Raw genomic sequence first — 25,610 nt, forward strand, 5'->3', positions numbered from 1 at the left:
CCCGAAGGCGGGCTTTGCGGGCTCAAGCCGAGTAGCCCAGCAAGGGCAGCTCCATCTCCGCCTGCTTCGCCACCCGGATACAGTCTTTCATGTGCTCTTCGCCCAGGTAGCGTATCGCCGCATAGCCGACTGCGGCCGACACGATCTGGCCAGCCAGTGGCACATACTTGGCAACCTGTTTGGTGGTCAGGCGAACGCCGATCTTGGTGGCAGCCTTGATGACAAGGTCACGGCTGATAAATTTTCCGATGAGCACCGAACCTACCAGCGTGACGGCTTTTTGCACCTGGTCGCGTTTTTTGGGTTCCAGCTTGTCGAGTTGTTGCGGCGTAAGACCGAACTCCCTGTTGATTTCCGGGATGAGCCGGGACAGCATCGCCGCATCCACCGCCCAGTCCAGCCCGGGCACTGGCACGGCGCTGGCTGCGGCCGCCACCATGGCGCGCTTGTTCAGCAGCTTGCGGCTGCGTTTGACGGCGGCTTCAAGTGCCGCGTCGTCCGCGGCCATGTGCAAGGCTGAAGGCATTTAATCGGGCCTTTCAATGGGTGACGCCGGTGGCGCGGTGCCGCCAAGGCCTTTCGCCACTTTACACCGCTGCCGTCTCGATCTGTTCGGTCAACTCAAGCCACCGTTCTTCCAGCATGTCTATTTCGCCCTCGATGGCCTTGAGGCGCTTGCCGGTCTGGGCGATCTCTGCGGGCGCAGTGGTGGTGGTCAGCAAGCCCTGCAGGCTGTCGCGTTCTGCGGCAAGCGCTTTCATGCGCAGGTCGATTTTCTCGATTTCCTTGCGCAGCGGCTTGGTGGCTTCGGCCTGTTGCTGTCGGCGCTGTGCATCAAGCTTGCGCTGTTCGGGCGTCTCGCGGGGCACGGGTTTCTTTTCTTCGGCCACCGCAGGGGGGGTAACTGACTTGGCAGTGGCAACCGGGGCCGCGCTGCCGGCCTTCTTGGCTTCCTCGCGCTGACGTTTGGCATGGTCCAGCAAGTATTTCTGGTAGTCGTCCAGGTCGCCGTCAAAAGGGGCGACACCACCCTGGGACACCATCCAGAACTCGTCGCAGACGGCGCGCAGCAGCGCGCGGTCATGGCTCACCAGCATGACGGTACCTTCAAACTCGTTGAGTGCCATCGACAAGGCTTCGCGCGTGGCCAGGTCCAGGTGGTTGGTCGGCTCATCAAGCAGCAGCAGGTTGGGGCGCTGCCAGACGATCATGCACAGCACCAGGCGTGCTTTTTCGCCGCCACTCATGCTGCCCACGGCCTGTTTGACCATGTCGCCGCCGAAATTGAAATTACCCAGAAAGCTGCGCAAGTCCTGTTCACGCGTAGGCTGGTTGCCCATCTTGCCGGCGGCGGTGACTTCCTTGACAAGGCGGATCATGTGCTCCAGCGGGTTGTCAGCAGGGCGCAGCACGTCCAGCTCCTGCTGGGCGAAGTAGCCGATGTTCAGTCCCTTGCCCTCAATCATCTCGCCGCTGATGGGCACGAGTGCCCGGGCCACGGTCTTCACGAGCGTGGACTTGCCCTGGCCGTTGGCGCCCAGGATGCCAATGCGCTGGCCGGCCAGCACTGACTTGCTGACGTTCTGCACGATGACTGTGGGCGGCGTACCTTCCGGGGAATCTTCAAGCGGTGGGTAACCGAAGTAGGCGTTCTGCATCGACAGCATGGGGTTGGGCAGGTTGGCCGGCTCCTTGAACTCGAAGGTGAAGTCGGCCTCGGCCAACAGCGGCGCGATTTTCTCCATGCGGTCCAGTGCCTTGACGCGGCTTTGCGCCTGCTTGGCCTTGCTGGCTTTGGCTTTGAAGCGGGCGATGAACTTCTGCAGGTGGGCGATCTTGTCCTGCTGCTTGGAAAACGCAGTCTGTTGCAGCGCCATTTGCTCAGAACGCAAATCTTCGAACTTGCTGTAATTGCCGCCGTAACGAGTGAGTTTTGCGCTTTCGATATGCACCGTCACGTCGGTCACGGCGTCGAGGAATTCGCGGTCATGGCTGATGACCAGCATGGTGCCCTGGTAGCGCTTGAGCCAGGCTTCCAGCCAGACCAGCGCGTCCAGGTCCAAATGGTTGGTGGGCTCGTCCAGCAGCAACAGGTCGGACGGGCACATCAGCGCGCGCGCCAGCTGCAGTCGCATGCGCCAGCCGCCGGAAAAGCTGTTGACCGGGTTGTCCAGTTCGCTGACCTTGAAGCCCAGGCCCAGGATCAGCGCTTGGGCGCGCGCCTGCGAGTCGTGCGCGCCGGAGTCGTACAGCTCCATGTAGGCGTGCGCCATGCGGTCGCCGTCACCGCTTTCCTCGGCGGCCGCCACCTCGGCTTGTGCGGCCATCAGCACCACGTCGCCTTCGATCACGTAGTCGGTGGCGCTTTGCTCGGTTTCGGGCATGTCCTGCGCAACCTGCGCCATGCGCCACTGCGTAGGAATCGAAAATTCGCCGCCGTCTTCATGCAGCGTTCCGTTGAGCATCGCGAACAAAGAGGATTTGCCCGCGCCGTTACGCCCAACCAGGCCAACGTTTTCGCCGGGGTTGAGGGTGACGGACGCGCCATCCAGAATCACTTTGGCGCCGCGGCGCAGCACGACGTTTTTAAGGGTAATCATTTAATTAAAGCTTCAGGAAAAGTATTCGGGGTGGCGGGGCGTCGCACACGCTTGCCAAGCAAGCGCTGCGCCAGTCATTCAGGCCGGGGCTGAGCGCCAGCCTGGCCTTCAGGCCAGTTGTTCGCGCGTCAGCAGCAAGACCTGGTCGGCGCCCGAGCTGGTTTCGAACCACAGCGGTTCAAGCGTCGGGAAAGCGCGCTCAAAATTCTCGCGCTCATTGCCGATTTCCAGCACCAGCACAGCATTTTCGCTCATATGGCGTGCGGCGCTTTGAAAAAGGTCTCGAATGAAGTCCATGCCATCGGTGCCGCCGTGCCGGTTACCGTCCAGTGCCAGGCCGGGTTCAGCCCGGAACTCGGCCGGAAGGGCTGCCATGCTGGCAGCGTTCACATAGGGCGGGTTGCACAAAACCAGGTCATACAGGCCCGCGCAGGCAGCCATGCCGTCAGATTCGATCAGCGTGATGCGGCCGTCCAGGTGATGACGGTCCACATTGATACGGGCCACCTCCAGGGCGTCCAGGCTGATGTCGGCGGCGTCCACCAACACATCAGGGTAGGTCATGGCCGCCAGCACCGCGAGGCTGCCGTTACCGGTGCAGAGGTCAAGCACGCGGTGGGTGTGCTCGCCCAGCCAGGGGTCTATGCTGGCGTCGGCCAGCAGCTCGGCAATGAGGGAGCGTGGAATGATCACACGCTCATCGACATAAAAGGGCACGCCCATCAGCCAGGCTTCGTTCGTCAGGTAAGCCGCCGGCTTGCGGGTGCTGATGCGTGCTTCCAAAAGCATAGCTGCTTGCGCATGTTCCTCTTGTGTTACCGGCCGATTCTCTACAGAATCCAGGTCGTCCAGTGGCAACCCAAGCTTCCACAGCACCAGCCACGCGGCCTCGTCGAAGGCGTTGGTCGTGCCTTGCCCGAATCCGTCTGAAAAGTGCAGGCCTGCCGCTTCCAGCCTGGCGGCCATTTGCTCGACCAGCGCCAGCACCGTCAGCGGTGCAGCAGGAGTTGCCGGGCTCGTCATGCTGCCGCCAGCCGTTCCAGAACACCTTTGTAGATGTTTTTGAGCGGATCGAGTGAGCTCACCAGAACATGCTCGTTGATCTTGTGGATCGAAGCGTTGAGGGGACCGAATTCAATGACCTGCGGGCAGATTTTGGCGATAAAGCGGCCGTCACTCGTACCTCCCGTGGTGGATAGTTCGGTTTTCAGGCCGGTTTCAGCCTGGATCGCTCCACGCACCGCATCCACCAGTGTGCCTGGAGTGGTCAGAAAGGGGAGACCGCCCAGGGTCCATTTCAGGTCATATTCCAGCTGGTGCCGGCTGAGCACGGCCTGCAGGCGTTGCTGCAGGCTCTCCGGCGTGGATTCGGTGCAGAAGCGGAAATTGAAGTCCACCACCAGTTCGCCCGGAATGACGTTGGACGCGCCGGTGCCACCGTGGATGTTGGAGACTTGCCAGCTCGTGGCCGGGAAGAAGGCATTGCCTTTGTCCCACTCGGTGGCCACCAGTTCGGCCAGCGCAGGTGCAAACAGGTGGATGGGGTTTTTGGCCAGGTGCGGGTAGGCAATATGGCCCTGCACGCCCTTGACAGTGAGCTTGCCGCTCATGGTGCCACGGCGGCCGTTCTTGATCATGTCGCCCAGGCGCTCGACCGAGGTGGGTTCGCCCACGATGCAATAGTCCAGCGTTTCGCCGCGCGCTTTCAGCTGCTCGCAGACCATGACCGTGCCGTCCACGGCGGGGCCTTCCTCGTCGCTGGTGATCAGGAAGGCGATCGACAAGGCCGGATCCGGGTGGGCGGCCAGGAATTCCTCGACCGCAACCACCATGGCCGCAATCGACGTTTTCATGTCGGCGGCGCCACGGCCATACATTTGTCCATCACGATGGCTGGGGGTGAACGGGTGGCTGTGCCACTGGTCGAGGGGGCCGGTGGGCACCACGTCGGTGTGGCCGGCGAATACCAGTGTTTTGGCAGGCGTGGTTTCAGCGCCATTTGCTATCAATTCAGGAGCTGCTTGCGCTCGTCCTGACTGGTCTGCAGGCCTAAAGTCCTTCAATTTCCCTTCGCGTTTAGCCCACAGGTTGGTGACGCGGAAGTCGGCGGGGCCACTGACGATGGTTTCACATTGAAAACCCAGCGGCGCCAGCCGGGCGATCAGCATGGCCTGGCAGTCGGCGTCGTCAGGCGTGACGGAGGGGCGGGAAATCAGCTGTTCGGCCAGATGCAGGGTTCGGGACATGTCGTTTAGGGCCTGTTAACACCGGCCCGAAAACGAGCGCGGCCGTGTTTTTAGTGTTTCACGTCCAGCGTGATTTCCGTAAAGGACGGTTCGTCATCCGGGTCCTCTTCAGGCTCCAGTGTCTTGGCCTTGATGGCAAAGTCATTTTCCAGCCGCCACATCAGGTTGGTCGGCGAGTCGGCGTAGAGAACACCTTCCTTGCGTGTGACGGTGCCGGCCACGATCAGCTTGGCGATGTCCTGCTCGAAGGTCTGTGAGCCTTCGGCCATGGATTTTTCCATCGCTTCCTTGACGCCTGAAAAATCGCCTTTTTCGATCAACTCGGAGATCAGCTTGGTGTTGAGCATGACTTCCACCGCCGGCGTTCGGCCGCCGTCCTGGGTGCGCAGCAGGCGCTGCGACACGATGGCCTTGAGCGCGGCACCCAGATCACCCAGCATGGTGCTGCGCACTTCCACCGGGTAAAAGCTCAGGATCCGGTTCAGCGCTTGGTAGCTGTTGTTGGCGTGCATGGTCGCCAGGCACAAATGGCCCGACTGCGCATAGGCAATGGCCGCCGACATGGTTTCGCGGTCGCGGATTTCACCGATCAGGATGACGTCAGGCGCCTGGCGCAACGCATTTTTCAGCGCTACTTGCAGCGATTGTGTATCGCTGCCGACCTCCCGCTGATTCACGACAGACTTCTTGTTGGTGAACAAAAATTCGACCGGGTCTTCGATGGTGAGGATGTGACCCAGCGTTGTCTCGTTGCGCAGATCGATCATGGAGGCCAGCGTGGTGCTTTTGCCGGCGCCGGTGGAACCCACCATCAGCAGCAGGCCGCGCTTTTCCATGATCAGGTCGGCCAGGATGGGCGGCACGTTCAGGCTTTCCAGTGGCGGGATTTCGCTGGGGATGTAGCGGATCACGGCGGCGTAGGTGCTGCGCTGCTTGAATCCGCTGATACGGAAGTTGCCCAGGCCGGCAATCGGCAACGCCATGTTGAGCTCACCCATTTCCTCCATCTCTTCGATGCGCTCGGGCGGCAATACCTCGGCCAGCAGGTTGCGCGGTGCCTCCGGCGGCAGGATCTGCGCATTGATCGGGATGGCCTGGCCATTGATCTTGATCAGGGCGGGCGAATGGGCCGACAGGTAGACGTCAGACGCCTTCTTGTCCACCATCAAACGCAGGATTCTTTCCATCGTGCTCATAGTCCACCCTCTTGATTGAAATGAAATACAACGTTGGCCACCCGACTTACGGTTCCTCGCCAGCAGGGGCCGCGGAACCGGCTTTGCCGGGCCGCAGGCGCAGCGGCCCCCTCGGGGGGCAGCGCACTACGCGAAGCGAGAAGCGTGGGGGCCATGTCTAGTCGCGGAGTAAATCGTTCAGGCTGGTGGTGGAACGGGTTTTTGCGTCCACGCGCTTGACGATCACCGCGCAGTACATGCTGTACTTGCCGCCGGCCTTTGGCAGGTTACCCGACACCACGACGGAGCCTGCAGGAATACGGCCGTAGGTGACGGTGTCGGCTTCGCGGTCGTAAATCGGCGTGCTCTGGCCGATGTAGACACCCATAGAAATCACCGAATTTTCTTCGACGATCACGCCTTCGACCACTTCAGAGCGTGCGCCGATAAAGCAGTTGTCTTCAATGATGGTGGGGTTGGCCTGCAAAGGCTCCAGCACGCCGCCCAGGCCGACGCCGCCGGAAAGATGCACGTTGTTGCCGACCTGTGCGCAGCTGCCCACGGTGGCCCAGGTGTCGACCATGGTGCCTTCGCCAACCCATGCGCCGATGTTGACGTAGCTGGGCATCAGGATCGCGCCCTTGGCGATGAAGCTGCCGCGGCGGGCCACGGCGGGGGGCACCACGCGCACACCGGTTTCGCGCATTTCGGCTTCGCTCAGGTGCGCAAATTTGGTTTTGACCTTGTCGAAAAAGCCGAGGTCACCGGCGCGCATCAGTTCGTTGTCTTTCAGGCGAAAGCTCAGCAGCACGGCTTTCTTGATCCACTGGTGCGTCGTCCATACGCCCACGCTTTCGCGGGTGGCCACGCGCAGCGAGCCATTGTTCAGCTGGGAAATCGTTTGCTCCACTGCCTCCAGGATGTCCTTGGGCGCCGACTTGGGCGACAGGTTGGCGCGGTCTTCCCAGGCGGCGTCAATGGTTTGCTGGAGCGCTTGCAGGTTGGCTTGAGTCATGAGAATGGTTTTTCAGTGAACTTTGGATTGGATGAACTGGACGATGCGCTCTGCGGCCTCCACGCATTCGGCCGTTTCTGCCACCAGCGCCATGCGGATTCTGCCGGCGCCGGGGTTGTAGCCCTGCGCATCGCGTGCCAGGTAACTGCCCGGCAACACCACGACATTGTAAAGAGCGAGCAGCTCGCGCGAAAACGCGGTGTCCGAACCCCTGAATGCCTCGGGGATTCCGGCCCACAGGTAAAAGCCTGCATCGGGCAGGGCGACGTCCATCACCGCCGACAGCAGGGGCGTGACTTTGGTGAATTTTTCGCGGTACATGGCGCGGTTGTCCACCACGTGCTGCTCGTCGTTCCATGCGGCGATGCTGGCCGCCTGCACGATGGGACTCATGGCGCTGCCGTGGTAGGTACGGTAGAGCAAAAACGGCTTGATCAGCGCCGCATCGCCGGCCACAAAGCCGCTGCGCAGGCCGGGCACGTTGCTGCGCTTGGAGAGGCTGGTCAGGGAAATCAGGTTCTTGAAGTCATGCCGGCCCAGCTGGGAAGCCGCCTGCAACCCCCCCAAGGGTGCCTCGTCACGGAAGTAAATCTCGCTGTAGCACTCGTCGGAAGCAATCACAAAGCCGTAGCGGTCGCTGAGCTCAAACAGCAGCTTCCATTCGGCCAGCGACATCACCGCGCCGGTGGGGTTGCCGGGTGAGCAGACAAACACCAGCTGGGTTTTGGCCCAGACGTCCGCCGGCACGGCCGCCCAGTCGATGCCGAAGTTGCGCGCCGGGTCGCTGGGCGCGAACCAGGTCTGGGCGCCGGCCAGCAGGGCTGCGCCTTCATAAATTTGATAGAACGGATTCGGGCAGACCACGGTGGCGCCCGGTCTGTTGGCGTCCAGCACGGTTTGCGCCAGTGAAAACAGCGCCTCGCGCGAGCCGTTGACCGGCAGGACTTGTGTGGCCGGGTCCAGTTTCAGGCCATAGCGGCGGGCCAGCCAGTCGGTCATGGCCTGGCGCAGCTTCGGCTCCCCCAGCGTGCCGGGGTAACTGGCCAGGCCGCCCAGGCTGGCTGTCAGCGCATCCTTGATGAGCTGGGGCGTGGCATGGCGGGGTTCGCCTATGCCAAGGCTGATGGGTTTATAGGCCGGGTTGGGGGTGACATCGGCGTGCAACTGGCGCAACCGTTCAAACGGGTAGGGCTGGAGGCGTGAAAGCAGGGGATTCATGCCCTGATTATCCAGCCTTGCCTTGCTGACCCGCCGCCGGTTTGGGTTGCGGCCTGTCACGTCCTGGTCTGATTGCTATCAAACTAATAGCTGATCGCGCTGGTCCTTATTGGGCTTCAGGCCAATTTGATCTAAATTTCTCCGCTAGCCAGCCATTTTCAGGCAGCGAAGGGCCTGGCGTCACCCTGACAGACCGCCGCCGTGCGAAGCAAAGTGTTTCACGCCGGGCCCGTCAAGGGCCTTTTTCCCGGCAAAATCTGCGTCCCGCTCGGGTAACATGGCGGACCGTGCGCTACTGAAAGTGGTACACGGCGTGTGTCAGCGTTTTTCCGTAAAACGCCATAAAAATCAACGAGTTAGGGCTGTAACTCCCTACCTCAAGCTCAAAAAAACAGGGACAGCCGTGCGTCTCAATTCGATCAAGCTATCTGGTTTCAAATCATTCGCAGAGCCCACCAATTTCGTACTGCCGGGCCAACTGGTCGGCGTGGTGGGCCCTAACGGTTGCGGCAAGTCCAACATCATGGACGCGGTGCGCTGGGTGCTGGGCGAGAGCAAGGCCTCAGAGCTGCGCGGCGAGTCCATGCAGGACGTCATCTTCAACGGCACCACCACACGCAAGCCCGCCAGCCGCTCCAGCGTGGAACTGGTGTTTGACAACGCCGACCACCGCGCCGGCGGCCAGTGGGGCCAGTTTGTCGAGATCGCCGTCAAGCGCGTGCTGACGCGCGACGGCACCTCCAGCTACTACATCAACAACCAGCCGGTGCGCCGCCGCGACGTGCAGGACGTGTTTCTGGGCACCGGCCTGGGCCCGCGCGCCTACGCCATCATCGGCCAGGGCACCATCAGCCGAATCATCGAGTCCAAACCCGAAGAGCTGCGTCTTTTCCTCGAAGAAGCCGCCGGTGTCTCCAAGTACAAAGAGCGTCGCCGCGAGACCGCAAACCGCCTGTCGGACACCCGCGAAAACCTGACCCGCGTCGAAGACATCCTGCGCGAGCTGAACGCCAACCTGGACCGGCTTGAAAAGCAGGCCGAGGTCGCCATGCGCTACAACGCGCTGAATGCCGACGCGAGCCTGAAGCAGCACCAGCTGTGGTTCCTCAAACGCGCCGAAAGCGAAGCCGACCAGTCCAAGGTCAAGGCCGACGCCGAAAAGGCCGTGAACGACCTGGAAAGCCGCGTGGCCGACCTGCGCCACATCGAGGCCGACCTGGAAACCATTCGTCAGGCGCATTACTCGGCCGGCGACCAGGTCAACCAGGCCCAGGGCAAGCTGTACGAGGCCAGCGCTGAAGTCGGCCGCCTGGAGGCCGAGATCCGCTTCGTGGTCGACGGCCGCCAGCGCGTCGAGCAACGCCTGGCCCAGTTGAAAGAACAAACCGCCCAATGGGCCACGCGCAAGGAAGACGCCGCCGTTGAGACGGAAAACCTGGCTGCGCAAGCCATTGAAGCCGAGGAAAAAGCCGAGCTGCTGGCTGCGCAAACAGAAGAGCATCAGACCCAGCTGCCCGCCCTCGAAGACGCCCTGCGTCAGGCACAAGCCAAGGCCAATGAGCAGCGCGCCAGCGTCGGCCAGGTGCAGCAGCAAATCCAGGTGTTGGCCGCCGACCAGCGCAACATCGAAGAGCAGTCGCGCAGCCTGGGGTTGCGGCTGGAAAAGCTCACGGCAGACCGCAACGCGCTGAACGCACCCGACGAAGCGCGCCTGGCCAACCTGAACACACAGTTCACCGCCGCGCAAGAAGCCCAAGCTGAAGCCGAGGCCCGCCTGCACGAGCTGACCGATAGCGTGCCGCAGCTCGACGAAGAACGCCGCACGCTGCAGCACACCGTCAACACCGAATCCGCCAAGCGGGCCGACCTGTCGGCACGCATGGAAGCGCTCAAGGCCTTGCAAGAAAAGGTCAAGACTGACGGCAAGCTCAAGCCCTGGCTGGCCAAGCACGGCCTCGATGGCCTGCAAGGCCTGTGGAGCCGCATCCACATCGAACAAGGCTGGGAAAACGCGCTTGAAGCTGCACTGCGTGAGCGCCTGGGCGCACTCGAAGTCAGCCGGCTCGACATGGTGCGCGGTTTTGCCGGCACCGATGGCCGCGACACGCCGCCGGCCAAGCTCTCGTTTTATTCGCCGCCCAGCGCCGCCGCGCCCGCACGCACCAACGCTGCGATCAACCTCAAACCACTGACCGAACTGCTGCGCCTCAATGATGCCGGCCAGTCGGCATTGCTGGGTGACTGGCTGCAGGGCTGCTATACGGCCCAAGGCCTGGACGACGCCCTGGCCGCGCGCGACAAGCTGCAGGCCGGCGAAGTGATTTATGTGCAAAGCGGCCATGCCGTCACGCACCACAGCGTGAGCTTTTACGCCCAGGATTCCGAACAGGCCGGCTTGCTGGCCCGCGCCCAGGAGATCGAAAACCTCGACAAGCAGCTCAAGGCCCAGGCGCTGATCAGCGAAGAGGCCCGCTCCGCGCTGATACGCGCCGAAGCCGCCTATGCCGACGCCGCCCAGCGCCTGGCCACGGCACGCCGCGAAACCGCCGAAGGCCAGAGCCGTACCCATGAGCTGCAGGTCGAAGTGCTGCGCCTGACGCAACTGGCCGAGCAGACCCGGGCGCGCAGCGAGCAGATCCAGGCCGACATGGCCGAAATCGAAGCGCAGCTCGGCGAACTGCAGGAGCGCAAGGTTACCGCCGAAGGCCGCTTTGAAGAGCTGGACATGCAACTGGCCGACAGCCAGGAACGCCATGCGCAGCTGGACGACCGCGTGATCGAAACCGAGCGCAAGCTGGGCGAATCACGTGAGCAGCAGCGTACGCTGGAGCGCCAGGCGCAGGAAGCCACGTTTGCGTTGCGCAGCCTGGCCTCCCGCCGCGAAGAGCTGACCCGTTCCATCGACATTGCGGCCCAGCAGGCCAGCTCCATCGCCAGTGAAGAAGCGCAAGCCCGTGAAGAGCTCACGCGCCTGACAGACGCCGCCGCGCAGGCCGGCCTGCAAAGCGCACTGAGCGTGAAGCTTGAGCGTGAAGCCGACCTGGGCGCCAAACGCAGCCAGTACGACGACCTGACCAGCAAGCTGCGCGCCAGCGACGAGCGGCGCCTGCAACTGGAGCGCGAGCTTGACCCGCTGCGCCAGCGCATCACCGAGTTCCAGCTGAAAGAGCAGGCCGCGCGTCTGGGCTTTGAGCAATACGCGCAGTTGCTGGCCGACGCGCAGGCCGACCTGGCTGCGGTGGAGCAATCCATCCAGTCCGGCAATGTGCGACTGACCGGCCTGCAAGGCGAAATTGACCGCATCAATCGCGAAATCCAGTCGCTGGGCGCCGTCAACCTGGCCGCGCTCGACGAGCTGAGCACGGCGCGGGAACGCAAGCAGTTCCTCGACGCGCAGTCCGCCGACCTGAATGAAGCCATGACCACGCTGGAAGATGCGATCAAGAAGATCGATATCGAAACGCGCGACCTGCTCTCGAGCACCTTCGAGACGGTGAACGGCCATTTTGGCCGCATGTTCCCCGAACTCTTTGGCGGCGGCAACGCCAAGCTCATGATGACAGGCGAGGAAATCCTCGATGCCGGGGTACAGGTGATCGCCCAGCCGCCCGGCAAAAAGAACCAGACCATTCACCTGCTGTCAGGCGGAGAAAAGGCGCTCACAGCCATCGCCCTGGTGTTTGCGATCTTCCAGCTCAACCCCGCGCCTTTCTGTTTGCTCGATGAGGTCGACGCGCCGCTGGACGACGCCAACACCGAGCGCTACGCCAAGCTGGTGCGCTCCATGAGCAAGGAAACGCAGTTCCTCTTCATCAGCCACAACAAGATCGCCATGGAAATGGCCGAACAGCTGATCGGCGTGACCATGCAGGAGCAGGGCGTTTCACGCATCGTGGCGGTGGACATGGAAGCCGCCATCGGTTTCGCAGAAGCAGCCTGACCCCAAAATGAGCACTTTGCAGATCAGTCTGGCGGTGGTGGGCGGGCTGGTGCTGGCCGGTGTGGTGGCACACAGCGCCTGGTCGTCGCGCAGGAACCTGCCCAAGCAGGCCACACCGGAAGCCCCCGCACCCGAGCAAGAGCTTGCACCCGCACAAAGTGGCGAAGGTGCCGCTGCTGAACGGCTGGAACCCAGCTTTGACGTGGATTCTGGCCTGGCATCGCTGGCCTCGCTCGCCACGATGAATGCATCCGACAGAAAGCCAGGTCTTGACGTGCTGATTGATGCCGTTGCGCCCGTGGTGATTGAGGGCATGGTGTCGGGCGAAGCCGCGCTTGCCGCCATGCCCAGCACGCGCCGGGCCGGCAGCAAGCCTTTCGGCGTTGAAGGCCTGAGCATCATTACCGGCGAATGGGAATTTCCCACAGCAGGGCATCGTTACAGCGCCTTTCAGTGCGGCGTGCAGCTGGCCAACCGCACCGGTGCGCTCAACCAGATTGAATACTCTGAATTCGTGATGAAGGCGCAGGCGTTTGCCGATGCGGTGGGCGGTGAGCCGGAATTTCCGGAAATGCTGGACGAGGTGGCGCGAGCCCGCGAACTCGACCAGTTTGCCAGCGGCCATGACGCACAGCTGAGCTTTACCCTGCGCGCCGTCAACACCGCCTGGAGCCCGGGTTATGTCCACCAAAGTGCGGCGCGGCTGGGCTTCGTTCCCGGCTCCATTCCCGGGCGCATGGTATTGCCGGCGAACCAGCAGGGGCAGGCCCCCATCCTGGGGCTGGCCTTCGACACACAGGCCGCCATGGCAGAAGACCCGGAGCAGACGGCGCTGCGTGAACTGACGCTGTCGCTCGACGTTCCACAGGTTTCCCGCTCCGAGCAGCCCTTTGCTCGCATGTGCGAAGCCGCGCTGTCCCTGGCTGCCAACATGGACGGTGTGATCATCGACGACAACGGCAATCTGATCCGGCCCGAGGCAATGGAAGTCATCCACGCCGACCTGGAACAGCTTTATGACACGCTGGACAGCCGCGATCTGTCGGCGGGCTCGGTGCTAGGGCGCCGGCTTTTCTCTTGATTTTCCCGGGCTTTTCGCCCGTTTCCGATCTTTTTCATGGCCACCAAAGACCTGTTTGCGCAGCCCGAACCCTCGCCGCAACCGGCTTCTGTTGCGGGGCGTGCTGCCGCCTTGCGCGCCGAGTTGCATGCCCATGCACATCGCTATTACGTGCTTGATGAGCCCACGATTCCTGACAGCGAGTACGACAAGCTGTTCAAGGAGTTGCAGGCGATTGAGGCGGCTCATCCGGAACTGCTGACACCCGATTCACCGACCCAGCGGGTAGGCGGCAAGCCGCTGGATCAGTTTGCCAGCGTGCGCCACAAGGTGCCCATGCTCAGCATTCGCACCGAAACCGACACGGAAGCCACAGGCGCCCAGAATTTCGACACCCGCGTGCGCAAGGAATTGGGCCTGGCGGAATCCGACCCGCCTGTCGAATATGTCGCCGAACTCAAGTTCGACGGCCTGGCCATGAGCCTGCGTTATGAAAACGGTGTGCTGGTGCAGGCCGCCACGCGCGGTGACGGTGAAGTTGGTGAAGACGTGACGCAGAACATCCGGACCATCAACCAGATCCCGCTTCGTTTGCCTGCCGACGCCCCGCCGGTCATGGAAGTGCGCGGCGAGGTTTACATGCGCCGCGCCGACTTCGAAGCGCTCAACGAGAAGCAGCGCGAGAAGATCGCGCAAGGCGCCAAGGGTGAAAAAACCTTCGTCAATCCGCGCAACGCCGCAGCTGGCGGCGTGCGCCAGCTGGATCCAGCGTTGGCCGCGCGGCGGCGCTTGAGTTTTTTTGCTTACGGTTTGGGGGATATCTCTCCGCCGGAAGAGGGCGGTCCGGCGTTCGAAACCCATTTTCAGCTCCTGCTAACACTCAAATCATGGGGTTTTCCGGTCGCAGCCCAAACGCAGCTTGCGCAAGGCGCTCCTGAATTAATAGCATTCCACCAGACCATGGGCAAGCAGCGCGACAGCCTGCCTTACGACATTGACGGTGTGGTCTACAAGGTCAACAGCCTGGCGCTGCAGAAAAAAATGGGCTTTGTCACGCGCGAGCCGCGCTGGGCCGTGGCGCACAAATACCCGGCGCAGGAGCAGCTCACCACCGTGCTGGCCATTGAGGTGCAGGTGGGCCGCACAGGCAAGCTGACGCCGGTTGCCAAGCTGGCACCGGTATTTGTGGGCGGTGTCACCGTGACCAACGCCACGCTGCACAACGAAGATGAAGCGCGCCGCAAGGACGTGCGCGTGGGCGATACCGTGATCGTGCGCCGCGCGGGTGACGTGATACCCGAAGTCGTCAGCGTGCTGCTCGACAAGCGGGTGCAGGATGCGCCGCAATTCACCATGCCGCACAAATGCCCGGTTTGCGGCTCCGACGCCGTGCGAGAAGAAGGTGAAGCCGATTACCGCTGCACCGGCGGACTTTTCTGCGGTGCCCAGCGCAAGGAAGCCATCCTGCATTACGCACACCGGCGCGCCGTCGAAGTCGAAGGCCTGGGCGACAAGCTGGTCGAGCAGCTGGTTGATGCCAACGTGATCCGTACCTTGCCCGATCTCTACAAACTGGGCCTGACGGCGCTCGCCAGCCTGGACCGCATGGCGGAGAAGTCTGCCAACAACTTGCTGGAAGCGCTTGAAAAGTCCAAGCAGACAACTTTGCCTCGCTTTTTGTTCGGCCTGGGCATACGCCACGTCGGCGAGGCGACGGCCAAGGAGCTGGCGCGCCATTTCGGCAAGCTGGACGCCATCATGGATGCCACCGAAGAGCAACTGCTGGAAGTCAGCGATGTGGGGCCGATCGTGGCGCAGAGTATTCGCACCTTCTTTGAGCAGGCGCACAACCGCGAAGTGGTCGAGCAACTGCGCGCCTGTGGCGTGGCCTGGGAGGAGGGCGAACCAGCTGCCCGGGCGCCCCAGCCGTTGTCGGGCAAGACTTTTGTCATCACCGGCACATTACCCACCTTGAGCCGCGACGAGGCCAAGGACAGGGTGGAGGCCGCAGGCGGCAAGGTGGCTGGCTCTGTCAGTAAAAAAACCGACTACGTGGTGGCCGGCGAAGAGGCTGGCAGCAAGCTGGTCAAGGCCCAAACACTGGGTGTTCCGGTCATCGACGAAGCGGCGTTGCTGGCCCTGCTGGCTGGCCCACCCGGATAGTTTCAGGCTCACGGGAGGCAACACACCCATGCAGGCATTCGAAAACCTCAATTCGGCGGACCTCCTGGACTCGCTCCTGAGCCTGTCTTCGGCGTTCGTCTTTGGCGCCTTGATCGGTTTTGAGCGCCAGTACCGGCAACGCACCGCAGGACTTCGCACCAACGTATTGGTGGCCGTAGGCGCCGCGATTTTTGTCGACATGGCGAATCGGCTGACCGGCGCGCAGGGCGCAGTGCATGTGGTGGCCTATGTGGTTTCGGGCATCGGCTTTCTGGGTGCCGGCGTGATCATGCGCGAGGAAGGCAATGTGCGCGGGCTCAACACGGCCGCTACCTTGTGGTGCTCGGGTGCTGTGGGCGCCTGCGCGGGGGCTGATCTGGTAGTGCAGGCAGGCATTGCCACGCTGTTCGTGCTGGCGGCCAATACCTTGCTGAGGCCCATCGTCAACCAGATCAATCGCTTGCCACTGGACGTGCAGTCGGCCGAGGTAACCAACTCAGTCTATGTGGTCACCAGCGGGGGGCATCAAAAAGAGGTGCTGGGTGCCCTGGAGAAATCGCTGGAGGAGCTGCACTATCCGACCAACGACCTCAAAGTGTCCGCCTTCGGCGAGGAAAGCGTGAAAATCCAGGCGACGCTGGTCGCCATTGCGGTGGACGGCCCCGCGATGGACCGCCTTGTCCGGCAGCTCGGTGAGTTGCCTGCGGTCAGCCAGGCTTACTGGAGCGCCAGCACCACGGAGTAGTGCATCACCGACGCGCCTTACATGGCGTTACCGGGGTTTGCACGCCGGACGTCACGCCAGGCGGCTACGCCAGACGTTGAAAAGATCTCTACACACAGGAGCTTTTCATGAATTACAAACGTTTCTCTGCCCTGGCAGGGGCCGCCGGCCTGGTTGTTTTGCTGTCTGGCTGCGTGGTGGCGCCGATTGCCCCACGTCCGGTGGCTGTTTACCCGGCCCGCCCTGTCTACGTGGAGCCGGCCCCCGTGGTGGTGGTTCCCGCGCCCGGCTATTACCGGGGTTGGGGCTATCGGCATTGGCGCTAAAACTTCCCCGATAAGGCCCTGCGCCACGATAATTGGCGCATGACCATTCGCGAAATCCTCAAAATGGGCGACCCGCGGCTGCTGCGCGTGGCTCAGCCCGTGACCGCCTTCGACACCGACGAGCTGCACCTGCTCATTGCTGACATGTTCGATACCATGCGCGCTGTCAACGGTGCCGGCCTGGCAGCCCCACAGATTGGGGTCGACCTGCAACTGGTAATTTTCGGGACTGACACGGTCAACCCACGCTATCCCGATGCACCGGTAGTGCCCCGCACCGTCTTGCTGAACCCCTTGATCACGCCCCTGGGGCCTGAAGAAGAGGGCGGCTGGGAAGGCTGCCTTTCCGTACCCGGTTTGCGCGGCCTGGTCCCGCGCCTTTCGCGAATTCGTTACAGCGGCTTTGACCAGTACGGTGATGCGATTGAGCGTTCGGTAGACGGTTTTCACGCGCGAGTAGTGCAGCATGAGTGTGATCACCTGATTGGCAAGCTTTATCCCATGCGCATCCGCGACTTCAGCCAGTTTGGCTTTACCGAGGTGCTTTTCCCCGGACTGGACGCGTCGGACGACGACTGACCGCGGGAACGTCGAAGGGTACACTGAAGCTGATCGAGGGCTATTTCGCCCCGCCAGAGCGTGTTGTACGCAAGGAAAGCTTCCGGATGTCGCACGCTCCCGTCTCGGGAGCAGTTTCCATCACCGGAGCTGCTTCGCCACCTCCCTACCAGCTGAAATTTGAAACCGTGAGCGGCAGCGGCGACGACCTGCAACTGCGTTCCTTGCTGGACCGCCAGCAATTCCATGATCCCCTCGGCGAGGCTGAACGCGAAGGCATTTCCTCGTCGGCTTGGCCTATATTCGGTTTGCTCTGGCCCTCGGGCCGTGTGCTGGCCCATGCCATGCTGACCTTTGAACTGGAAGGCAAGCGCATTCTGGAGCTCGGTTGCGGCCTGGCGCTAGCCAGCCTTGTTGTGCATCGCCGCGGTGGCGACATCACGGCGAGCGACTGTCATCCGCTGGCGGCGCAATTTCTGCTGGAAAACCTCAAACTCAACCACTTGCCTGCAATGAAATATCAGACGGGCAACTGGTCGCGCGCCAATCCGCTGCTGGAACGCTTTGACCTGATCATCGGCAGCGATGTGCTGTATGACCGTGGCCAGCCGGAGGTGTTGTCGCAGTTCATCGAGCTGCATGCGCTGCCGCACACCGAAGTGCTGATTGTCGATCCGGACCGCGGCAACCGGGCCAGCTTCAATCGAAAAATGGATGCACTGGGCTATTCGCGCACTGAGACGCGCGTGACCAAATTGCCTGCCGGCGGCAGTTACAAGGGGCGTCTGTTGCAATACCTGCGGAAACCAGTCGCTTGAAGCTTCAGGTATTGAGCGCTTCCAGGAGCTCCGTCTCGATCGCGATCTGTGCCTTGTTGTGCTGCAGCTCCGGTCCATCGATCAAAAATGTATCTTCCACGCGCTCGCCCAGGGTGCTGACCTTGGCGAGCTGCAGGTTGATGCGGTGACGGGCCAGCACCCGTGCGATGCGGTAGAGCAGCCCGACCCGGTCGCTGGCCGATACGCTGAGCAGCCAGCGCTGGGCTTTTTCATCGGGTCGCAGGTCCACGCGCGGAGCGATCGGGAAACTCTTGACCCGGCGTGACACACGGCCTTTACTCGGAGGCGGCAGAGGCCCGGGGTTCTCGATGGTGCGATCCAGTTCGGCCTCCACCATGGCCGCCAGTTCGCGGTAGTGGTCGGCCAGCGTGGGGCTGACCACCTGGAAGGTGTCCAGCGCATAACCGTTTTTCGCCGTGTGGATCTTGGCGTCCAGGATGCTGAAGCCGGCTTCGTCAAAGTAGCCGCAGATGCGCGCAAACAGATCGGGCGCGTCGGGCGTGTAAACCAGCACCTGCATGCCTTCACCCGCCGACGAGCGGCGCGCGCGAACAATCGCCTTGGCCTTGCCCACATGCCGTGACAGCTGGCGTGCATGCCAGGCGATGTCGGAGGCCTCATGGCGCATGAAATAGCTGACATCCAGCGTATCCCACAGTGCCTTGTGCGCCTCGAAAGGTTCAGCGTGCAGGGCCAGCGTGGTCAGGGCTTCGCGCTTGCGGGCCTCCACTTCGGCATCCGCGTCGGGTGCGCGGCCACCCAGCACGCGCAGCGTGTAGCGGTACAGGTCTTCCAGCAGCTTGCCTTTCCAGGCGTTCCAGACCTTGGGGCTGGTGCCGCGGATGTCGGCCACCGTCAGCAGGTAGAGCGCTGTCAGATAGCGCTCGTTGCCCACGCGTTTGGCAAACGCGGCAATTACTTCGGGGTTGCTCAGGTCTTCCTTCTGGGCGATGCGGCTCATGCTCAGATGTTCGCCCACCAGGAATTCGATGAGTTTGGAGTCTTCGGCGCCAATACCATGCTGGCGGCAAAAAACGCGCACGTCCTTGCAACCCAGCTCGGAGTGGTCGCCGCCGCGGCCCTTGGCGATGTCGTGGAACAGCGCAGCGATGTAAAGAATCCAGGGCTTGTCCCAGCCGGCCGCGAGCTGCGAGCACATCGGGTATTCGTGCGAGTGCTCGGCCATGAAGAAACGCCGCACGTTGCGCAGAACCATCAGGATGTGCTGGTCCACCGTATAGACGTGGAACAGGTCGTGCTGCATCTGCCCGACGATCTTGCGGAAGATCCAGAGGTAGCGGCCCAGCACCGAGGTCTGGTTCATCAGCCGCATGGCATGCGTGATGCCCTCGGGCTGCTGAAGGATGCGCCGGAAGGTGTCGCGGTTGACCGGATCGCTGCGAAACTTGCTGTTCATCAGTCCGCGGGCGTTGTAGAGAGCGCGCAGCGTGCGCGCCGACAGGCCCTTGATGCCCACGGTTGTCTCGAATACCAAAAAGGTTTCCAGAATGGCGTGCGGTTCACGCGCATACAGGTCGTCGCTGACCACCTCCAGCATGCCGGCCTTGTCGAAAAACCGTTCGTTGATAGGCCGCAGCGGGTAGGTGTTGGGGTTGAGCCGCTCTTCGATATTGAGCAGCAGGATCTGGTTGAGCTGGGTGACCGCTTTGGCCGCCCAGTAGTAGCGTTTCATCACGGCCTCGCTGGCGCGGCGCGGCACTTTGCTGCCGTCGTCGGCCTCCGCAGAATAGCCAAAGGACTCGGCCACAGCGGTTTGCAGGTCAAACACCAGCCGGTCTTCGCGCCGCCCGGCGATCAGGTGCAGGCGGGCGCGTATCAGGCTCAGCAGCGCTTCGTTGGCCTTGATCTGCCGCACCTCGAAAGGCGTAGCCAGGCCGTTGCGGGCCAGGTCGTCCCAGGACTTGCCCAGGCCGGCGGCGCGCGCCACCCACAAAATCACCTGCAGGTCGCGCAGTCCACCCGGGGATTCCTTGCAGTTGGGCTCGAGCGAGTAGGGCGTATTTTCGAATTTGTTGTGGCGCTGCCGCAGCTCCAGCGTCTTGGCCACGTAAAAGGCCTGCGGGTCCAGCACGACGGCCAGCCGGTTTTGCAGCTGCAGAAAATTCTTTTTGGACCCGGCGACCAGGCGGGCTTCAAGCAGCGAAGTTTGTACCGTGACGTCCTTGGCCGCTTCTTCGACACAACCGGAAATCGTCCGCACGCTGGAGCCAATTTCCAGGCCTACATCCCAGCAGGCGCCGATGAAACTCTCTACCTTGGCCTTGAGGGCCGGGTCGCCGTCGATGTTGGCGCTGTCCGGCAACAGCAGCAGCACGTCTACATCCGAATGGGGAAACAGCTCGCCACGGCCAAAGCCTCCTGCGGCCACCAGGCAGGCGGAAACCGGAAAGCCGGCCCGCTGCCAGAGCAGCTGCAGGGTCGCGTCGGCATGGCGGGCGAATTTTTGCAGCAGGCTGTGGATGCCGCGGGACGAGGCGCCGCTGGCGGCCAGCGTGGCGAGGAGGGCGGCTTTCCCCGCTTTGTATTGCTCGCGGACCGGGGCCAGCTCGATCATCGCGGAGCTCGCAGGGTCAGAAAGTGCGCGGGGCGCCACTGTGCGCCTGGCTCAGGCACTGACAGCGGCTTGGGCAGGGCTGCTTTGCGGGACAAACGCCGGGATCGGCGGGCTGCCGGCGGACAGGGTCAGTACCTCATAGCCGGTTTCGGTCACCAAAATGGTGTGTTCCCACTGGGCGGACAAGGAGTGGTCGCGCGTCACGATGCTCCAGCCGTCTTTCTCGGGGCCGTCCTTGATATCGCGCTTGCCGGCATTGATCATGGGTTCGATGGTGAAGGTCATGCCCGGTGTGAGCTCTTCGAGCGTGCCGGGGCGGCCGTAGTGCAGCACTTGCGGTTCTTCGTGGAATTTTTGGCCAATTCCATGACCGCAAAACTCGCGAACCACGGAAAACCCCTGTTTTTCGGCAAAAGTCTGGATCGCAAAGCCGATATCGCCCAGCCTGACCCCGGGCTTGACGCGCATGATGCCCTGCCACATGGCTTCATAGGTCACATGACACAGCCGCTTGGCCGCAATGGAAGCTTCGCCAACCAGGTACATGCGGCTGTTGTCGCCGTGCCAGCCGTCCTTGGTGATGACGGTCACGTCAATATTGACAATGTCGCCTTTTTTCAACGGTTTGTCGTTGGGAATGCCATGGCAGACCTGGTGGTTGATGGAAGTGCACAGCGACTTGGGATAAGGCACATAACCGGGAGGGCCATAGCCCAGCGTGGCCGGAATGGTGTCTTGAACCTGGGTCATGTAGTCATGGGCCAGCCGGTCTATTTCATTGGTGGTGACACCCGGTTTCACGAAAGGGGTGAGGTAGTCCAGCACCTCGGAAGCAAGCCTTCCCGCCAGGCGCATGCCTTCAATTCCTGCGGCATCTTTGTAAGTAATACTCATGGCCCCGATTATCCCACCGCTCCCGGGCACATGCATTTTCAGCATGGGACCAAGGGGCTTTGGCTTTGGCCCGAATGTGGCCCGAACGGATCGCAAAAGTGCCCGGGCGCACCGGCAGCAAACCGGGGAAGGCCTTCAGTCGCTGATAAAATTACGGGTTAACGCTAGCCCGTTAAACCCAACAGCCATGCGCTGCCCACCTCCCATTACAAGGCCACCGCTACCGTGACCCTGCACCTGACGACTTTTGAGGGCGAACCCCACGGGATCAGCGCCCTCAGCGATTTCCGCGTCCAGCAACTCCTTCCCCGCCTGCAAGCCATCCACGACAAGATCGTGGGCATCAGCGCCCGGTTTGTGCATCTGGTTGCCACGGAGGCACCGCCTTCAGACATCGTCAAGGGCCAGCTCTCAGCATTGCTTACCTATGGTGATCCTTGCACTGCAGGCGCCGGCAAAACCGATGATGCACTGACCTTTATTGTTTCGCCGCGCTTTGGCACCGTCTCCCCCTGGGCGTCAAAGGCCACGGACATCGCCCACAACTGCGGCCTGGCCGTCAAGCGCATCGAGCGCATCACCGAGTACCGCATTACCTTGAAAAGCGGCTTTTTCAGCAAAACGGCCCTGACGGATGCCCAGCGCGAGCAGGTCGCCGGCCTGCTGCACGACCGCATGACTGAAAGCGTGATGTTGGATCGCGCGCAGGCTGCCGGCCTCTTCACCGAATTGCAAGGCGCACCGCTACAGACCATCGACGTGCTGGCCGGTGGCAAAGCGGCCCTGGAAGCCGCCAATGCCGAATTTGGCCTGGCGCTGGCAGCCGATGAAATCGACTACCTGGTCAACGCCTTCACCCAGCTCAAACGCAACCCGACCGACGTTGAGCTCATGATGTTCGCCCAGGCCAACAGCGAGCACTGCCGCCACAAGATCTTCAACGCCGACTTCACGATTGACGGCGTTGCGCAGGAGAAAAGCCTGTTCGGCATGATCCGCAACACCGAAAAACTGCATCCCCAGCACACCGTAGTGGCTTATTCGGACAACGCCTCGGTCATGGAAGGTTATAAAACCCAGCGGTTTTATGCCAAAAATAATGCCAAATTGGCCTCTAGCCCAACAGGAGAAAGCGCGAGCAGCTATCAAACTTATAGCGCCACGGATGACGTGTTGATGCATGTGCTGATGAAAGTCGAGACGCACAACCATCCCACGGCCATCTCACCGTTTCCGGGCGCTTCTACCGGCGCGGGCGGCGAGATTCGCGACGAAGGCGCGACCGGCCGCGGCTCCAAGCCAAAGGCGGGCCTGACAGGTTTCACCGTGTCCAGGCTGTTTGACGACGCCGCCACGTCCTATGGCAAGCCCGAGCACATCGCCAGCCCGCTGCAGATCATGACGGAAGGTCCGCTGGGCGGCGCGGCCTTCAACAACGAGTTCGGCCGGCCCAACCTCAACGGCTACTTCCGCGAATACGAGCAAACCGTAGGCGGCCAGCGCTGGGGCTACCACAAGCCCATCATGATTGCGGGTGGCGTCGGCACGATCGACGCGGCACTGACCAAAAAGATTTTGTTCCCGGCCGGCACCCTGCTCATCCAGCTGGGTGGCCCCGGCATGCGCATCGGCATGGGCGGCAGCGCGGCCAGTTCCATGGCCTCGGGGGCCAACGCGGCCCAGCTTGACTTTGACTCGGTGCAGCGCGGTAACCCTGAAATCGAACGCCGCGCCCAGGAAGTCATCAACCAGTGTGCCCAGTTGGGCGGGGCCAACCCCATCCTGGCGATCCACGACGTGGGCGCCGGCGGTTTGTCCAATGCCTTTCCTGAGCTGGTGAATGACGCCGGGCGAGGTGCGAAGTTTGATTTGCGTGCCGTGCCACTGGAAGAAAGCGGCCTTTCGCCCAAGGAAATCTGGAGCAATGAAAGCCAGGAGCGTTACGTGATGGCGATTGCGCCCGAATCACTTTCGCAGTTCCAGGCTTTTTGCGAACGCGAGCGTTGCCCGTTTGCTGTGATCGGTGTGGCTACCGAAGAGAAGCAACTGGTGCTGTCAGACAAGGAGGCCGCACCTCCCGTGGATATGCCCATGAATGTCCTCTTGGGCAAGCCGCCCAAGATGCACCGTGACGTGAAATCCGTCAAGCACATCGTCAAGCCTATAGACCTGACCGGTGTGGACCTGCAGAAAAGCGCGATTGCGGTGCTTAGCCACCCGACCGTCGCCTCCAAGCGCTTCCTGATCACCATCGGCGACCGCACCGTGAGCGGCCTCACGCACCGCGACCAGATGGTTGGCCCCTGGCAGGTGCCGGTGGCCGATTGCGCCGTTACGCTGGCCGACTACAGCGGTTTTGCCGGCGAAGCCATGAGCATGGGCGAACGCACGCCGCTGGCCACCGTCAACGCAGCTGCTTCAGGCCGCATGGCTGTCGCCGAAGCCATCACCAACCTGCTGGCGGCACCGATTGAGTTGCCCCGCATCAAACTGTCTGCCAACTGGATGGCCGCCTGTGGCGAGCCCGGCCAGGATGCGGCTCTGTATGAAACCGTCAAGGCTGTGGGCATGGAGCTTTGCCCGGCTCTGGGCGTGTCGATCCCCGTCGGCAAGGATTCGTTGTCGATGCGCACCGTGTGGAGCGACGGCGCTGACAGCAAGAAGGTCACTTCGCCAGTCTCGCTGATCGTGAGCGCCTTCGCCACGCTGCCCGATGTGCGCGGCACACTCACGCCGCAACTGAACCGTGATGAAGCCGACAGCACCCTGATCCTGATCGACCTGGGCAAAGGCCAGAACCGCATGGGCGGCTCCATCCTCGCGCAAACGCTGGACAAGGAAGAGGGCGATGTGCCCGACCTGGACGACCCGAAAGACCTGGTCAACCTCGTCAATGCCATCAATGCACTGCGCAAAGAGGGCAAGCTCATGGCCTACCATGACCGCAGCGACGGTGGCCTGTTTGCCGCGGTCTGCGAAATGGGCTTTGCCGGCAACGTGGGCGTGTCGCTCAACATCGACATGCTGCTGGTCGAAGGCGACGGCATTTCCGACAGCCGCATGGACACGGGCGACAGCAAGAACTGGGCAAGCCAGGTCGGCGCGCGCCGCGAAGAGCTCACGCTCAAGGCGCTGTTCAACGAAGAGCTGGGTGCTGTCATCCAGGTGGCCACGTCGGCACGCAACGAGGCCATGCAGACCCTGCGTGAACACGGCCTCTCCAAATTCAGCCATTTCATCGGCAAGACCCGCCCACAGCATGCCTCGCTCGAAGTCGGCAAAGGTGAGATCCAGGTCTGGCGCGACACCAAGGCCGTGTTCTCGGCCAAACTGCAAGACCTGCACCAAGTCTGGGATTCGGTCAGCTGGAAGATCTGCCAGCAGCGCGACAACCCCGACTGCGCCAATACTGAACACGCGGCCACCGGCAACCCCGCCGACCCGGGCCTGCATGTGCAACTGACGTTTGATCCAGTCAAAGTGCTGTCGGCGCCCGCGCTCAACCTGTCGGCGCGGCCACGCGTGGCGGTGCTGCGCGAGCAGGGCGTCAATTCGCATGTGGAAATGGCTTACGTCTTCACCGAAGCCGGCTTTGAAGCCTGCGATGTGCACATGACCGACCTTCAAACCGGCCGCGCCAGGCTGGCCGACTTCAAGGGCATCGTGGCTTGTGGCGGTTTCAGCTACGGCGACACCCTGGGCGCCGGCATCGGCTGGGCGCGTTCCGTGACCTTCAACCCGGTGCTATCTGACGAGTTCAAGGCGTTCTTTGCGCGCCAGGATACCTTTGGTTTGGGCGTGTGCAACGGCTGCCAGATGTTTGCCGAGCTGGCCGACATCATCCCGGGCGCCGAGGCCTGGCCGCGCTTTACCACCAACCGCAGCGAGCGCTTTGAAGCACGCCTGAGCATGGTCGAGGTGCTGGAGTCCCCCAGCATCTTCCTGCAGGGCATGGCCGGCAGCCGCCTGCCGATCGCCGTCGCGCATGGCGAGGGCTATGCCAATTTCGCCTTCCGGGGCGATGCCTCCAAAGCGATTGCCGCGATGCGTTTTACCGACAACGATGGCAAGCCGACCGAAGCTTATCCGGCCAACCCCAACGGCAGCGCCGGCGGCCTCACCGCCGTGACGACAGCTGACGGCCGCTTCACGGCCATGATGCCGCACCCCGAGCGCGTGTTCCGCAACATCCAGAAGAGCTGGACTTCAGGCAATAGCAGCGAGCACAGCCCGTGGATGAGCCTCTGGCACAACGCGCGCAAGTGGGTGGGTTGATC

General features: G+C 62.4%; 17 protein-coding genes. 8 read left to right on the plus strand and 9 right to left on the minus strand.

The features are described 5' to 3' along the window. Positions 1-22: 22 nt before the first annotated feature. From AC1DU8_RS10005 to dapC, 7 genes are all read right to left on the minus strand, one after another. Complete coding sequence (locus AC1DU8_RS10005; RefSeq protein ID WP_477726689.1) at positions 23-526, minus strand: hypothetical protein; 504 nt, start codon at positions 524-526, stop codon at positions 23-25. Between the two features lie 61 nt (positions 527-587). After that, positions 588-2,600, minus strand: a complete 2,013-nt coding sequence (locus AC1DU8_RS10010; RefSeq protein WP_477726690.1) for an ABC-F family ATP-binding cassette domain-containing protein — start codon at positions 2,598-2,600, stop codon at positions 588-590. Between the two features lie 108 nt (positions 2,601-2,708). Beyond that, positions 2,709-3,623: a 50S ribosomal protein L3 N(5)-glutamine methyltransferase gene (gene prmB, locus AC1DU8_RS10015; RefSeq protein ID WP_457280833.1), complete on the minus strand. Its 915-nt coding sequence runs from the start codon at positions 3,621-3,623 to the stop codon at positions 2,709-2,711. Continuing rightward, positions 3,620-4,846 (minus strand): succinyl-diaminopimelate desuccinylase, encoded by a 1,227-nt coding sequence (gene dapE / locus AC1DU8_RS10020; RefSeq protein ID WP_477665989.1) that lies wholly within the window; start codon positions 4,844-4,846, stop codon positions 3,620-3,622. Before dapE ends, prmB begins: the two co-directional genes overlap by 4 nt. Before the next feature lie 50 nt (positions 4,847-4,896). Continuing rightward, on the minus strand, positions 4,897-6,042 hold the full coding sequence (locus AC1DU8_RS10025) for a PilT/PilU family type 4a pilus ATPase (protein WP_431096336.1): 1,146 nt from the start codon (positions 6,040-6,042) through the stop codon (positions 4,897-4,899). 157 nt (positions 6,043-6,199) lie between these two features. Next, positions 6,200-7,036, minus strand: coding sequence for a 2,3,4,5-tetrahydropyridine-2,6-dicarboxylate N-succinyltransferase (dapD, locus tag AC1DU8_RS10030; protein ID WP_457280835.1), 837 nt, complete (start codon positions 7,034-7,036; stop codon positions 6,200-6,202). Positions 7,037-7,048: 12 nt separating this feature from the next. Next, a complete protein-coding gene (dapC, locus tag AC1DU8_RS10035; protein ID WP_477726691.1) occupies positions 7,049-8,254 on the minus strand; it encodes a succinyldiaminopimelate transaminase in 1,206 nt (401 codons plus the stop codon). Between the two features lie 403 nt (positions 8,255-8,657). On the opposite strand from dapC, the gene smc reads away from it, so the two are divergent. From smc to AC1DU8_RS10070, 7 genes are all read left to right on the plus strand, one after another. Further along, the gene (gene smc, locus AC1DU8_RS10040; RefSeq protein ID WP_457280837.1) at positions 8,658-12,194 is read left to right on the plus strand and encodes a chromosome segregation protein SMC; all 3,537 of its coding nucleotides are present in this window, start codon (positions 8,658-8,660) and stop codon (positions 12,192-12,194) included. A 7-nt stretch (positions 12,195-12,201) separates the two neighbouring features. Further along, positions 12,202-13,275 carry a cell division protein ZipA C-terminal FtsZ-binding domain-containing protein gene (locus tag AC1DU8_RS10045; protein WP_477665991.1) on the plus strand — a complete coding sequence of 358 codons (1,074 nt, stop codon included), beginning with the start codon at positions 12,202-12,204 and terminating at the stop codon, positions 13,273-13,275. 36 nt (positions 13,276-13,311) lie between these two features. Beyond that, entirely contained in the window at positions 13,312-15,417 is a 2,106-nt protein-coding gene (ligA, locus tag AC1DU8_RS10050) for an NAD-dependent DNA ligase LigA (RefSeq protein ID WP_477702031.1), read from the plus strand. A 28-nt stretch (positions 15,418-15,445) separates the two neighbouring features. Further along, on the plus strand, positions 15,446-16,162 hold the full coding sequence (locus AC1DU8_RS10055; RefSeq protein ID WP_457280840.1) for an MgtC/SapB family protein: 717 nt from the start codon (positions 15,446-15,448) through the stop codon (positions 16,160-16,162). Positions 16,163-16,269: 107 nt separating this feature from the next. Next, positions 16,270-16,467, plus strand: coding sequence for a hypothetical protein (locus AC1DU8_RS10060; RefSeq protein WP_477702032.1), 198 nt, complete (start codon positions 16,270-16,272; stop codon positions 16,465-16,467). A 39-nt stretch (positions 16,468-16,506) separates the two neighbouring features. Continuing rightward, the gene (def, locus tag AC1DU8_RS10065; RefSeq protein ID WP_457280842.1) at positions 16,507-17,046 is read left to right on the plus strand and encodes a peptide deformylase; all 540 of its coding nucleotides are present in this window, start codon (positions 16,507-16,509) and stop codon (positions 17,044-17,046) included. 86 nt (positions 17,047-17,132) lie between these two features. Next, complete coding sequence (locus AC1DU8_RS10070) at positions 17,133-17,843, plus strand: class I SAM-dependent methyltransferase (RefSeq protein WP_477665994.1); 711 nt, start codon at positions 17,133-17,135, stop codon at positions 17,841-17,843. 4 nt (positions 17,844-17,847) lie between these two features. Here the strand turns inward: AC1DU8_RS10070 and AC1DU8_RS10075 are convergent, their stop codons facing one another. After that, on the minus strand, positions 17,848-20,439 hold the full coding sequence (locus AC1DU8_RS10075) for a [protein-PII] uridylyltransferase (RefSeq protein WP_457280844.1): 2,592 nt from the start codon (positions 20,437-20,439) through the stop codon (positions 17,848-17,850). A 51-nt stretch (positions 20,440-20,490) separates the two neighbouring features. Beyond that, positions 20,491-21,333: a type I methionyl aminopeptidase gene (map, locus tag AC1DU8_RS10080; RefSeq protein ID WP_477726692.1), complete on the minus strand. Its 843-nt coding sequence runs from the start codon at positions 21,331-21,333 to the stop codon at positions 20,491-20,493. A gap of 225 nt (positions 21,334-21,558) precedes the next feature. On the opposite strand from map, the gene purL reads away from it, so the two are divergent. Beyond that, positions 21,559-25,608, plus strand: coding sequence for a phosphoribosylformylglycinamidine synthase (gene purL, locus AC1DU8_RS10085; RefSeq protein ID WP_477726693.1), 4,050 nt, complete (start codon positions 21,559-21,561; stop codon positions 25,606-25,608). Positions 25,609-25,610: the final 2 nt, after the last annotated feature.

The sequence above is a fragment of the Polaromonas sp. P3_A5 genome (genome assembly GCF_056403055.1).